The sequence below is a fragment of the Vogesella margarita genome, assembly GCF_028548475.1.
GTDB classification, from domain to species: Bacteria; Pseudomonadota; Gammaproteobacteria; order Burkholderiales; family Chromobacteriaceae; genus Vogesella; species Vogesella margarita.
The window spans coordinates 180636-193087 of record NZ_JAQQLE010000001.1 but is presented as its reverse complement, the minus strand read 5'-3'; the positions used below and the strand labels follow the sequence as shown (position 1 = coordinate 193087).

Genomic DNA, 12452 nt, shown 5'->3' with positions numbered 1-12452 from the left:
CTGTTCCTTCAGATTTTATCTTATTCATTTTACATCGCCGCCCGCTTGCGGGGGCAACTGGTGCGCCAAACTCAGCCCAGCGCCTGCCACACCTGCAGCGCCTGGTGCGTGGCCTTCACGTCGTGCACGCGGATGATCCTGGCTCCGCGCTGTGCGGCCAACAGTGCCGCTGCCACGCTGGCGCCCAGGCGCTGGTCCGGCTGCGCTTCGCCGGTGATGGCGCCCAGCATCGACTTGCGCGACATGCCGACCAGCAAAGGCGCCCCGGCCATCGTCTCCAGCTGCGGCAGCGCGCGCAACAGCGCCAGATTGTGTTCCAGCGTCTTGCCGAAACCGAAGCCGGGGTCGGCCAGCAGCCGTTCGCGGGCGATGCCGTGAGCCAGACACAGCTCGATGCGGCGGGCGAGATAGCCGCCGACCTCCTGCACCACGTCAGCGTAGTCGGGCTGCTGCTGCATGGTGTCCGGATTGCCCTGTTTGTGCATCAGGCAGATGGCAACGTTGGCCGCAGCCACCAGCGCCAGCGCGCCGTCGTCTTCCAGCGCAGACACGTCGTTGATCAGGTCCACGGCACCGGCCTGCAGCGCGGCACGCATCACCGAGGTACGGCGGGTGTCCAGCGACAAGGGCACCTGCAGTGCGGCCAACCTTTCCAGCACCGGCAACACCCGCTGCAGTTCCTCTTCCGGGCTGACGTAGGGCGCGCCCGGCCGCGTCGACTCGCCGCCGATGTCGAGGATGTCGGCACCGTCGGCCAGCAGGCGCTCGGCGTGCGCCAGTGCCGCATCCAGCCGGTTGTAGCTGCCGCCATCGGAAAAGGAATCCGGCGTCACGTTCAAAATGCCCATCAGCAGCGGGCGCTCGAGCGACAGGCTGAACCTGCCACAGGCAAAAACCGACATAGCTTTCTCCAATGCAAAACAGGGTGTCAGCCTGGACTGACACCCTGTTGTTTACCCTACTCGTCTTTTACAGTTCTTGTGCCGGCGTCACCGATGGTTCTGGTGCCGGAGGTGCCGGCGGCTTGCTGTCCGGCTTGTTGAAACCGGCGCCCGGCGATGGCGGACGCGGCGTCTTGCCGGCCATGATGTCGTTGATCTGCTCGGCATCGATGGTTTCCCATTCCAGCAGCGCGGCGGTCATTGCCTCCACCTTGTCGCGGTTCTCGTCCAGCAGGCGGCGCGCCAGCGCGTACTGCTCGTCGATGATGCGGCGGATTTCCTGATCTACCTGCTGCATGGTGGCTTCCGACATGTTCTTGTGGGTGGTCACCGAGCGGCCGAGGAACACTTCGCCCTCGTTCTCGCCGTAGACCATCGGGCCCAGACGGTCGGACATGCCGTAACGGGTCACCATGTCGCGCGCCATCTGCGTGGCACGCTCGAAGTCGTTGGAGGCGCCGGTGGTCATCTGGTTCATGAACAGCTCTTCCGCGATACGACCGCCGAACAGGATGGCGATGCGGTCCATCAGGTAACCGCGGTCGTAGGCGTAGCGGTCTTCTTCCGGCAGCTGCATGGTCACGCCCAGCGCGCGGCCGCGCGGGATGATGGTGACCTTGTGCACCGGATCGGACTTCGGCAGCAGCTTGGCCACCACCGCATGGCCGGACTCGTGGTAGGCAGTGTTCTTCTTCTCTTCCTCGGACATCACCATGGACTTGCGCTCGGCACCCATCATGATTTTGTCCTTGGCGGACTCGAAGTCGAGCATGTCGACCAGGCGCTTGTTGCGGCGCGCGGCGAACAGCGCGGCTTCGTTGACCAGGTTGGCGAGGTCGGCACCGGAGAAACCCGGCGTACCACGCGCGATGATCGGCGCGTCCACGTCGGCGGCGATCGGCACCTTGCGCATGTGCACGTTCAGGATCTGCTCGCGGCCGCGGATATCCGGCAGCGGTACCACCACCTGGCGGTCGAAACGACCGGGGCGCTGCAGCGCCGGGTCCAGCACGTCCGGACGGTTGGTGGCGGCGATCACGATCACCGTCTGGTTGGTCTCGAAACCGTCCATCTCCACCAGCAGCTGGTTGAGGGTCTGTTCGCGTTCGTCGTTACCGCCGCCGAGGCCTGCGCCACGCTGACGGCCGACGGCGTCGATCTCGTCGATGAAGATGATGCACGGGGCGTTCTTCTTCGCCTGTTCGAACATGTCGCGCACGCGGGAGGCGCCGACGCCGACGAACATCTCGACGAAGTCGGAACCGGAGATACTGAAGAACGGTACCTTGGCTTCGCCAGCGATGGCCTTGGCCAGCAGGGTCTTACCGGTACCCGGCGAGCCGGCGAGCAGGATGCCGCGCGGAATGCGGCCGCCCAGGCTCTGGTAGCGGGAAGGATCGCGCAGGTAGTCGACGATCTCCTTCACTTCTTCCTTGGCTTCATCGCAACCGGCCACGTCGGCAAAGGTCACGGTATTGGTGTCCTGGTCCAGCATGCGCGCCTTGCTCTTGCCGAACGAGAACGCGCCGCCCTTGCCTCCGCCCTGCATCTGGCGCATGAAGAAGAACCACACCCCGATCAGGAGCAGCATCGGGAACCAGCTGATGAAGATGCTCATCAGCATCGACGGTTCCTCCTCCGGCTTGGCGGAGAAGGTGACGTTGTTCTTGATCAGCACGTCCACCATTTTCACGTCGAACGGGGCATAGGTGCTGAAACTGGAGCCGTCGGTCCGCTTGCCGCGCACCCACTGGCCGCGCAGCGGATTGCCTTCAATGCTCACCGTCTGAATCTTGCCGGACTCCACATCGCTCATGAATTGCGAATACTCGACCTGATTCTGGGTTTCCTGGCGCTTGGTAAACTGGTTGAACACAGTCATCAGTACAAGACCGATGATGACCCAGATCGCGATGTTTTTTCCGATATTGTTCACAAGAGCGTGCTCCTATGTGCCCTGACTTGGTAAATGGTTTTTTCTATTGTAAACCCGGCACGTCGCACTGTCAGCGACGGTCTTTGCCCAGCAGGTAGATTTCACTGGAACGGTCGCGCGAGGCCTTGGGTTTACGCGTTACGACTTCGCCAAACAGCTCGCGCATGGCTTTGAGATAGGGCTGGAAATCACTACCCTGGAACACTTTGACGAGAAAACTGCCGCCGGGTTTCAAATGGTCACGGACAAATTCCAGTGCCAGCTCATTCAGGTGAAAGCTTCTGGCCTGATCGATCCCGCTCATTCCGGAGATATTGGGCGCCATATCGGAAATTACAAGGTCCAGCTGCCGCCCGCCGAGCATGGTCACGAACTCCTCCAGTACCTCGTCGTCGCGGAAGTCGCCCTGGATGAAGGCGACGTCGGCGATCGGGTCCATCGGCAGGATGTCGATGGCGAAGACCTTGCCGCTGTCGCCGACGATACGCGCCGCCACCTGCGACCAGCTGCCAGGCGCCGAGCCGAGGTCGGCGAGCACGGTACCCGGTCGGATCAGCTTGTCCTTGTCGTTGATTTCCAGCAGTTTGTACGCGGCGCGCGCGCGATAGCCGTCTTTCTGGGCCATTTGTACGTAGTGATCGTTGACGTGCTCACGCAGCCAGGCGTTGCTAGACTTGCTTCTTGCCATGTGGATTCCAGTAATTAATGCATGTGCCGTTTGGGGAATGACCTAAAGTTTAGTAAAATCGTTTTTTAATCTGAAACTTGAAGCCACAATGAAAATCGAACTGACACCAGTCGAGCGCCAATATCTGAAGGGTTTGGCCCACTCGCTCAGCCCCGTCGTGATGATCGGCAACAATGGCCTGACCGAGTCGGTTATCCGTGAAATCGCCATCAGCCTGGACGCCCACGAACTGATCAAGGTCCGCGTACTCGGCGACGACCGCGCGGCACGCGTGGCCATGTATGACCAGATTGCAAACGATCTGGGTGCCGGTCAAGTGCAGCACATCGGCAAGCTGCTGGTGCTGTTCCGCCCGTCGGAAGCCAAGCGCATCGACCTGCCGAAAAGCAAGAAGGCACTCAAGGCCCGCCCTTGAGCATGGCAGGCCGCCACTGATCGCGGCCAGCCTGACAGACAAAAAGCGGTGGCGATGCCACCGCTTTGTCTTTGTGCGTCAGTACCGAGGGCAACTACCTCAGTTGTCGCTGCGCAGCAGGTATACCAGCGCCATCAGGCTTTGCAGCAGGTAGATCAGGCTGGAAATCGCGTGCCAGGTGGCGAAGCCGCCACCGAACAGCCCTTCGGCGGCATGGTTCATCTGCAGCTTGAGGCCGGCGATGATGGGCGTCACCGCAAAGTGGTTGATCACGATGCACACCAGCATGCCCAGCAGCAGCCAGAAACCGCCCTGCTTCAGGCCGCGCGCGCCGTAGCGCAGCACGTAGTCGGCCAGCAGGAAGATACCGCACACCAGCCCGACCCAGGCGATGGCGGCAAACAAGCGCCCCGCCACCATGCCGGCGGTCACGTTATCCAGTGCCGAAAACAGGATGGGGGCCACGATGATGCCGACCACCCACATGCCGCCGATCCACAGGGTCCGGGCAATCGCACGCAATCCGTCCATTGGTCTTCCTCTTCCGGGCCGGCTTGCGGCCAACGTTACAGCACCTGCGTGGCCGCAAGCGGCCGCCGCACTCAGATGTAGCGTACTTCCAGCACTTCGTACTCGCGGATGCCGCCCGGGGCCATCACCTCGGCCACGTCGCCTTCCACCTTGCCGATCAGCGCGCGCGCGATCGGCGAGTTGACCGATACCTTGCCCAGCTTGATGTCGGCTTCGTCGTCGCCGACGATCTGGTAGGTCTTTTCTTCTTCGCTTTCCAGATCGGTCAGCAGCACGGTGGTGCCGAACACGATGCGGCCGTCGGCATCCAGCTCGGTCGGATCGATGATCTGGGCATTGGAGATTTTACCCTCCAGCTCGGCAATACGGCCCTCGACAAAGGCCTGGCGCTCTTTGGCGGCGTCGTATTCTGCGTTCTCGGATAGATCGCCTTGCGCACGCGCTTCGGCAATGGCCTCGATCACCGACGGACGCTCAATGCTCTTCAGACGCTGCAATTCGGCCTTCAGCTGCTCGGCACCACGTACGGTCAACGGGACTTTGTTCATGACTCGGTTCTCCAAGGGCGTACTGCTGCCCTGTGATAAAAGCGCAAGCCGCCGTACGGGACGGCGGCTTTGCTGGACGTTTGATTCAGCGGTGATTGTAACGAGATTTTGCTCCGGGTTCAAAGGTTGGCCGCATGCGGCCAACCTTTGACCGTGCTTAGCCCTTCAGCTCGGCGTGCAGCTGCTGCACGCTGTAGACGTCGAAATCATCGACGTGCGACAGGCCGACGCAGACCGCCTTGGCACCGGCCAGGGTGGTGTACTGCGGCACGCGCATCTGCAGCGCGGAGCGGCGGATGGCGTGGCTGTCCTGGATCGCCTTGCGCTTCTCGTCCACGGTGTTGACCAGCACGTCGATCTCGCCGTTCTTGATCATGTCGACGATGTGCGGACGGCCTTCGTTCACCTTGTTCACCACCTGCACCACGATGCCGGCGTCGGCCATCGCCTTGGCGGTACCGCGGGTGGCGCACACGCCGAAGCCCAGCTTCTGCAGTTCACGCGCCACTTCGATGCCGCCTTCCTTGTCGCTCTCGCGCAAGGACAGGAACACCTTGCCGGTACGCGGCAGGCGATCGCCCGCTGCCAGCTGGCCCTTGACGAAGGCTTCGGCAAAGGTGCGGCCAACGCCCATCACTTCACCGGTGGACTTCATTTCCGGCCCGAGGATGGTATCCACGCCCGGGAACTTGATGAACGGGAACACCGCTTCCTTCACCGCGTAGTACGGCGGAATCACTTCCTTGGTGAAGCCCTGTTCGATCAGGCTGATGCCGGCCATGGCACGGGCGGCGATCTTGGCCAGCGGGGCGCCGGTCACTTTCGACACGAACGGCACGGTACGCGACGCACGCGGGTTCACTTCCAGCACGTAGATGGTGTTGCCCTGGATCGCGAACTGCACGTTCATCAGGCCGACCACGTTCAGCGCACGCGCCATCGCTTCGGTCTGGCGACGGATCTCGTCCTGCACCGCCGGGAACAGGCTGTACGGTGGCAGCGAGCAGGCGGAGTCACCGGAGTGCACACCGGCCTGTTCCACGTGCTGCATGATGCCGCCGATCACCACGGTGGTGCCGTCGGACACGCAGTCGACGTCAACCTCGATCGCGTCGTTCAGGAAGCGGTCCAGCAGCACCGGGCTGTCGTTGGACACCTTCACCGCTTCGCGCATGTAGCGCTCCAGATCAGCCGGCTCGTGCACGATTTCCATCGCGCGGCCGCCCAGTACGTAGGACGGACGCACCACCAGCGGGTAGCCGATCTCTTCGGCCAGGCGCATCGCGTCAACCGGGTTGCGCGCGGTGCGGTTAGGCGGCTGCTTCAGGCCGAGGTCGTTCAAGAGCTGCTGGAAACGCTCGCGGTCTTCGGCAGCGTCGATCATGTCCGGGCTGGTGCCGATGATGGGCACGCCGTTGGCTTCCAGCGCGCGCGCCAGTTTCAGCGGCGTCTGGCCGCCGTACTGCACGATCACGCCGAACGGCTTCTCGATGCGGCAGATTTCCAGCACGTCTTCCAGCGTCAGCGGCTCGAAGTACAGGCGGTCGGAGGTGTCGTAGTCGGTAGACACGGTTTCCGGGTTGCAGTTGACCATGATGGTCTCGAAGCCGGATTCGCGCAGGCTCAGCGCGGCGTGTACGCAGCAGTAGTCGAATTCGATACCCTGGCCGATACGGTTCGGGCCACCACCCAGCACCATCACCTTCTTACGGTCGGTCGGGTTGGACTCGCACTCTTCTTCATAAGTGGAGTACATGTAGGCGGTGTTGGTGGCGAATTCGGCGGCGCAGGTATCCACGCGCTTGTACACCGGATGCAGGTTCAGGCCCCAACGGTGGCTACGCACGGCAGCCTGGTCGGTGCCCAGCAGCTCGCCCAGGCGACGGTCGGAGAAGCCCTTGCGCTTCAGGCGACGCAGTTCGTCATACGACAGGCTGTCCGCCTTGCGACCGGCCAGCGCTTTTTCTTCGCCGATCAGGTCTTCGATCTGGGCCAGGAACCACGGATCGATCTTGCTGACGGCGAAGATGTCGTCGCGGCTCATGCCGATACGGAAGGCGTCGGCCACGTACAGGATGCGTTCCGGACCTGGGGCGCCCAGTTCGTGACGGATGGTTTCCTCGTCCTGGCTCACCGAATTGAAACCGGACAGGCCGGTTTCCAGGCCACGCAGTGCTTTCTGCATCGACTCCTGCAGCGTGCGGCCCATGGCCATCACTTCGCCGACCGATTTCATCTGGGTGGTCAGACGGTCGTCGGCCTGCGGGAATTTCTCGAAGGCGAAACGCGGGATCTTGGTGACCACGTAGTCGATGGACGGCTCGAACGAGGCCGGGGTCGCGCCGCCGGTGATGTCGTTCTTCAGTTCGTCGAGGGTGAAGCCGACCGCCAGCTTGGCGGCGATCTTGGCGATCGGGAAGCCGGTCGCCTTGGACGCCAGCGCCGAGGAACGCGACACGCGCGGGTTCATCTCGATCACGATCATCTCGCCGGTGTCCGGGTTGGTCGCGAACTGCACGTTGGAGCCGCCGGTATCAACACCGATCTCGCGCAGCACTGCCAGCGAGGCATTGCGCATGATCTGGTATTCCTTGTCGGTCAGCGTCTGCGCCGGGGCCACGGTGATGGAGTCGCCGGTGTGCACGCCCATCGGGTCGAAGTTTTCGATCGAGCAGATGATGATGCAGTTGTCGTTGCGGTCGCGCACCACTTCCATCTCGTACTCTTTCCAGCCGAGTACGGATTGTTCGATCAGCAGCTCATGGGTCGGCGACGCTTCGAAACCGCGCTCGCAGATGGCCAGGAACTCTTCCTTGTTGTAGGCGATACCGCCGCCGGAGCCGCCCATGGTGAAGGACGGACGGATCAGGGTCGGGAAGCCGACCTTGGTCTGCGCTTCCAGCGACTCTTCCATGGTGTGGCAGACGAAGGACAGCGGGCAGGACAGGCCGATCTTGGCCATGGCTTCCTTGAAGCGACCACGGTCTTCCGCTTTGTCGATCGCGTCTTCGGTGGCGCCGATCAGCTCGACCTTGTACTTCTCCAGCACGCCGTTGCGCGCGAGGTCGAGTGCGCAGTTCAGCGCGGTCTGGCCGCCCATGGTCGGCAGGATCGCGTCCGGACGCTCCTTGGCGATAATCTTTTCCACCACCGGCCACGAGATCGGCTCGATGTAGGTCACGTCGGCCATGTCCGGGTCGGTCATGATGGTGGCCGGGTTGGAGTTCACCAGGATGACCTTGTAACCCTCTTCACGCAGTGCCTTGCACGCCTGCGCGCCGGAGTAGTCAAACTCGCAGGCCTGGCCGATGACGATCGGGCCAGCGCCAATGATGAGAATGCTCTTGATATCAGTACGTTTAGGCATGGTAATCGCTCAATATTGTTCAATAGTTTTACACGCTCCGGCAGACTGACGCGGCCTGCTGCCGGAGACGCCGGGTATTACAGGCTGGCGGCGGCCAACTTGGCGCCGAAGCCGATAAACATGGCACCGACCGCCCCGCCCAGCGCCGCCGACAGGCGACGGCGGCGACGGAACGCCTCGGCCAGGTGGTTGCCGGCCAGGATCAGCGTGGTCAGGTACAGCGCGCTGCACAGCTGCACGATGGCGCCGAGGATGGCAAAGGTCAGTGCCGGGTACGGATAGGCCGGATCGACGAACTGCACGAAGAACGACACGAAGAACAGGATCGCCTTCGGGTTCATCAGGCTGATCAGCAAGGCCCTGGAAAACGGACGGCTCATGTCCAGCGCCGGCGCAGTCGCCGCGCTCTGGCCCTGGCGGCGCTGTTGCCAGCCGGCCCAGGCGCCACGCAGCATGGCGATGCCCAGCCACGCCAGATAGGCACCACCGGCATACTTGACGATGGCAAACAGCGCCGGATTGGCCTGTAGCAGACCGGCGGCGCCGGTTGCGGCCAGGGTCATCAGCACGAAATCACCAACGAACACGCCACAAGCACCGGCAAAGCCGGCGCGTACCCCGCGCTGTGCCGCTACCGACAGCACATACATCGAATTGGGGCCCGGCAGCAGCACGATGAAGATGGTGCCGAGTATGTAGGTGCTCAGGTCAGTGATGCCGAACATGATGCGTCCTCCGTGATCAGGCCTGCTTGTGCGCGGCCATCATGCCGATGAAGCGGTCGAACAGGTAGGCCACGTCTTCCGGACCCGGGCTCGCCTCAGGGTGCCCCTGGAACGAGAACGCCGGACGGTCGGTCAGCGCGATGCCCTGCACCGTCTGGTCGAACAGCGAACGGTGGGTGACCCGCACGTTGGCCGCAAGGCTGGACTCGTCGACCTGGAAACCGTGGTTCTGGCTGGTAATCATCACGCGGCCGGAATCCAGATCCTGCACCGGGTGGTTGGCACCGTGGTGGCCGAACTTCATCTTGGAAGTCTTGCCGCCGGTCGCCAGGCCCAGCAGCTGGTGGCCGAGGCAGATACCGAATACCGGCAACTTGGTGTCCAGGATGTCGCGGATGGCGCTGATCGCGTAGTCGCAAGGCTCCGGATCGCCAGGGCCGTTGGACAGGAACACACCGTCCGGATTCAGCGCCAGCACATCCTTGGCCGGCGTCTCGGCCGGTACCACGGTCAGCTTGCAGCCGCGCTCGGCCAGCATGCGCAGGATGTTGCGCTTGACGCCGAAATCGTAGGCCACCACGTGGAACGGGGTATCGGTTTGCTCGACATAGCCCTGGCCCAGACGCCATTCGCGTGTCGTCCAGCCGTAGGCTTCCTTGCAGCTGACCACCTTGGCCAGATCCTGGCCGGCCATGCTGCCGAAACCGCGCGCCAGCTCGACGGCTTTCGCCTCGTCGATGTCACCGGCCATGATGCAGCCAGGCTGGGCGCCTTTTTCGCGCAGGATGCGGGTCAGCTTGCGGGTGTCGATGTCGGCGATGGCGACGACATTGTTTCTCTTCAGATAATCGGACAGCGACTCTTCCGCACGGAAGTTGCTGTGCAGCAGCGGCAGATCACGGATGATCAGGCCGGATGCAAAGACGGCGCCGGACTCGGTGTCTTCCGAGTTGGCGCCGACGTTGCCGATATGAGGATAAGTCAGGGTGACGATCTGCCGGGTATAGGACGGGTCGGTAAGGATTTCCTGATAACCGGTCATGGCGGTATTGAATACCACCTCTCCGACGGTGTGGCCGTTGGCTCCGATGGCGACGCCTTTGAACAGCGTGCCGTCAGCCAAGGCTAGAATCGCGGGTACGGTTGTCACTGGCTGGCTCCTAATAATGATATTTTTGATTTATGGATACAACAAACGGGACTATAGCGACGTGCGCTTGTCCCGTTCGGTTAAACTTTTCAAGTATATCCTGTTTTCGGCCTTTTCGGCAAGACCGCTCGCCGTGACTGATGCTTTTCCGAACAATGGATACAGTCGCCATCATCGCCTAAGCCCTTGTTTACGCTGGCGTCAACCTTACAAAAAATGCGCGCGCCCGGCAAGTTGTTCTGCACCGACCACCAATCGGCAACACATCGACATCACTCGCCATTACCGGTGAATAGCACATGAAAAAACCGCCGCTGTCGCAACTGCGGCAGCGGCGGTTTTTACAGACCGATCACGGCTCAGAACAGTGCTTCGTCCAGCTCCAGCACGCTGTCGCCGCCGTGGACGATGGCCGCCGCCAGACCGCCGGTCTGCGGCAACAGGTGCTCACCGTAGAAGCGGGCGGTGACGATCTTCGCCGCCAGGAACTCGGCATCGGCGCCGTCCTCGCCCTGCTGTGCGCGGGCGATCAGTGCGGCGCGGCCCATCATCCAGCCGCCCAGCACGATGCCCATCAGCTTGAGGAAAGGTACCGATCCGGCCGCCGCCAGCTGCGGCCGGCTGCCGAAGGTTTCCAGAATGAAGGCGACGCAGCGCTCCGCGTCCTTCGCCGCGGCCTCAAGGTTGGCCGCAAGGCTGGCGTAGCCCGCCGCCGCCAGCTTGCCGGCGGTGACCTTGACCTCCTCCAGCAGCCAGCGCGCGGTCACGCCGTCTTCGCTGGCGGTCTTGCGCCCGATCAGGTCCAGCGCCTGGATGCCGGTGGTGCCTTCATAAATAGAGGTGATGCGCGCGTCGCGGCAGTACTGCGCCACGCCGGTTTCCTCGATATAGCCCATGCCGCCGTGGATCTGCATCGCGAGGCTGGTGATCTCGTTGGCCTGCTCGGTGTTCCAGCCCTTGACGATAGGGATCAGGAAGTTCACCAGCGCCTGGCTGCGCGCCGCCTCGCTGGCCACCGGATCGCGCGCGGCACGGTCGAGCGCGGCAGCGGCGTAGAAGGCCAGCGCGCGCTGCGCCTCGATCTGCGCCTTCATCGTCATCAACATGCGGCGCACATCCGGGTGACGGATGATGGCGACGCCGGCCGGATCGGGGCTGCCGACGGCACGGCTCTGTACCCGCTCTCGCGCGTATTCGACAGCCTTCTGGTAGGCGCGTTCGGACACCGCCATGCCCTCGATGCCAACACCGAGGCGCGCATGGTTCATCATGGTGAACATGTAAGCCAGACCCTTGTTGGCCTCGCCCACCAGATAGCCGATGGCACCGCCGTCGTCACCGAAGCTCATCACCGCGGTCGGGCTGCCGTGGATGCCCAGCTTGTGCTCGATCGACACGCAACGCACGTCGTTGCGCGCGCCGAGGCTGCCGTCGGCGTTGACCAGGAATTTGGGCACGATGAACAGCGAGATGCCCTTCACGCCGGCCGGGGCGTCGGGCAGACGGGCCAGCACCAGGTGGACGATGTTGTCCGCCATGTCGTGCTCGCCCCAGGTGATGAAAATCTTCTGGCCGCTGATCTTGTAACTGCCGTCGCCGACCGGGATGGCGCGCGAACGCACCTGCGCCAGGTCGGAACCGGCTTGTGGCTCGGTCAGGTTCATGGTGCCGGTCCACTCGCCGGTCGACATACGCGGCAGATAGATCGCCTTCAGCTCGTCGGACGCGTGGTGATTGATCGCCTCGATCGCGCCCAGGGTCAGCATCGGCGCCAGCGAGAACGCCAGGTTGGCCGAGCACCACATTTCTTCTGCGGCCAACGCCACCAGCGCCGGCAGGCCCTGGCCACCGAATTCGGCCGGCGCGCGCAGGCCGACCCAACCGGCTTCCACATACTGCTGCCACGCTTCCGTGAAGCCTTCGGCGGCGGTCACGGTAAAGTCCGGCGACCATTTGGCGCCCTTGTCGCCCTGCTTGTTGATCGGGGCCAGTACGTTCTCGGCGAACTTGGCGCCTTCTTCCAGGATGGCGTCGACCAGCTCGACCGAGCAGTCTTCGTAGCCGGGCAGGGTGCACACGGCCGGCAGTTCGGCCAGCTCGTTCAGGGCAAAGCGAATGTCTTTGCTGGGTGCCTTGTAAATCATCGATAGC

Annotated in this window: 10 protein-coding genes; 1 reads left to right on the top strand and 9 read right to left on the bottom strand. The window is 63.0% G+C overall.

Translation table 11 applies throughout. The features are described 5' to 3' along the window. Nucleotides 1–71: 71 nt before the first annotated feature. The 3 genes from folP to rlmE form a co-directional block, all read right to left on the bottom strand. A complete protein-coding gene (gene folP / locus PQU96_RS00925; RefSeq protein ID WP_272770415.1) occupies nt 72–902 on the bottom strand; it encodes a dihydropteroate synthase in 831 nt (276 codons plus the stop codon). A 67-nt stretch (nt 903–969) separates the two neighbouring features. Continuing rightward, nucleotides 970–2877 carry an ATP-dependent zinc metalloprotease FtsH gene (ftsH, locus tag PQU96_RS00920; protein ID WP_189374622.1) on the bottom strand — a complete coding sequence of 636 codons (1908 nt, stop codon included), beginning with the start codon at nt 2875–2877 and terminating at the stop codon, nt 970–972. A gap of 70 nt (nt 2878–2947) precedes the next feature. After that, nucleotides 2948–3565, bottom strand: coding sequence for a 23S rRNA (uridine(2552)-2'-O)-methyltransferase RlmE (gene rlmE, locus PQU96_RS00915; RefSeq protein WP_189352638.1), 618 nt, complete (start codon nt 3563–3565; stop codon nt 2948–2950). Between the two features lie 88 nt (nt 3566–3653). On the opposite strand from rlmE, the gene yhbY reads away from it, so the two are divergent. Continuing rightward, nucleotides 3654–3980, top strand: a complete 327-nt coding sequence (yhbY, locus tag PQU96_RS00910) for a ribosome assembly RNA-binding protein YhbY (protein WP_189352637.1) — start codon at nt 3654–3656, stop codon at nt 3978–3980. Nucleotides 3981–4079: 99 nt separating this feature from the next. On the opposite strand, the gene PQU96_RS00905 is transcribed toward yhbY, so the two are convergent. The 6 genes from PQU96_RS00905 to PQU96_RS00880 all read right to left on the bottom strand — a co-directional run bounded on the left by PQU96_RS00905 (nt 4080) and on the right by PQU96_RS00880 (nt 12445). After that, on the bottom strand, nt 4080–4511 hold the full coding sequence (locus tag PQU96_RS00905; RefSeq protein ID WP_272770414.1) for a DUF4149 domain-containing protein: 432 nt from the start codon (nt 4509–4511) through the stop codon (nt 4080–4082). Nucleotides 4512–4582: 71 nt separating this feature from the next. Beyond that, nucleotides 4583–5059 (bottom strand): transcription elongation factor GreA, encoded by a 477-nt coding sequence (gene greA / locus PQU96_RS00900; protein ID WP_047966974.1) that lies wholly within the window; start codon nt 5057–5059, stop codon nt 4583–4585. 157 nt (nt 5060–5216) lie between these two features. Then, complete coding sequence (gene carB / locus PQU96_RS00895) at nt 5217–8426, bottom strand: carbamoyl-phosphate synthase large subunit (protein ID WP_272770413.1); 3210 nt, start codon at nt 8424–8426, stop codon at nt 5217–5219. A 77-nt stretch (nt 8427–8503) separates the two neighbouring features. Further along, entirely contained in the window at nt 8504–9151 is a 648-nt protein-coding gene (gene leuE, locus PQU96_RS00890; protein WP_272770412.1) for a leucine efflux protein LeuE, read from the bottom strand. 16 nt (nt 9152–9167) lie between these two features. Next, nucleotides 9168–10301: a glutamine-hydrolyzing carbamoyl-phosphate synthase small subunit gene (carA, locus tag PQU96_RS00885; RefSeq protein ID WP_272770411.1), complete on the bottom strand. Its 1134-nt coding sequence runs from the start codon at nt 10299–10301 to the stop codon at nt 9168–9170. A gap of 359 nt (nt 10302–10660) precedes the next feature. After that, entirely contained in the window at nt 10661–12445 is a 1785-nt protein-coding gene (locus tag PQU96_RS00880; protein ID WP_272770410.1) for an acyl-CoA dehydrogenase, read from the bottom strand. Between the last annotated feature and the right edge of the window lie 7 nt (nt 12446–12452).

Coding starts and splice junctions, on each gene's coding strand:
- folP (WP_272770415.1), bottom strand. CDS start 902: ATGTCGGTTTTTGCCTGTGGCAGGTTCAGCCTGTCGCTCGAGCGCCCG.
- rlmE (WP_189352638.1), bottom strand. CDS start 3,565: ATGGCAAGAAGCAAGTCTAGCAACGCCTGGCTGCGTGAGCACGTCAAC.
- yhbY (WP_189352637.1), top strand. CDS start 3,654: ATGAAAATCGAACTGACACCAGTCGAGCGCCAATATCTGAAGGGTTTG.
- PQU96_RS00905 (WP_272770414.1), bottom strand. CDS start 4,511: ATGGACGGATTGCGTGCGATTGCCCGGACCCTGTGGATCGGCGGCATG.
- greA (WP_047966974.1), bottom strand. CDS start 5,059: ATGAACAAAGTCCCGTTGACCGTACGTGGTGCCGAGCAGCTGAAGGCC.
- carB (WP_272770413.1), bottom strand. CDS start 8,426: ATGCCTAAACGTACTGATATCAAGAGCATTCTCATCATTGGCGCTGGC.
- leuE (WP_272770412.1), bottom strand. CDS start 9,151: ATGTTCGGCATCACTGACCTGAGCACCTACATACTCGGCACCATCTTC.
- PQU96_RS00880 (WP_272770410.1), bottom strand. CDS start 12,445: ATGATTTACAAGGCACCCAGCAAAGACATTCGCTTTGCCCTGAACGAG.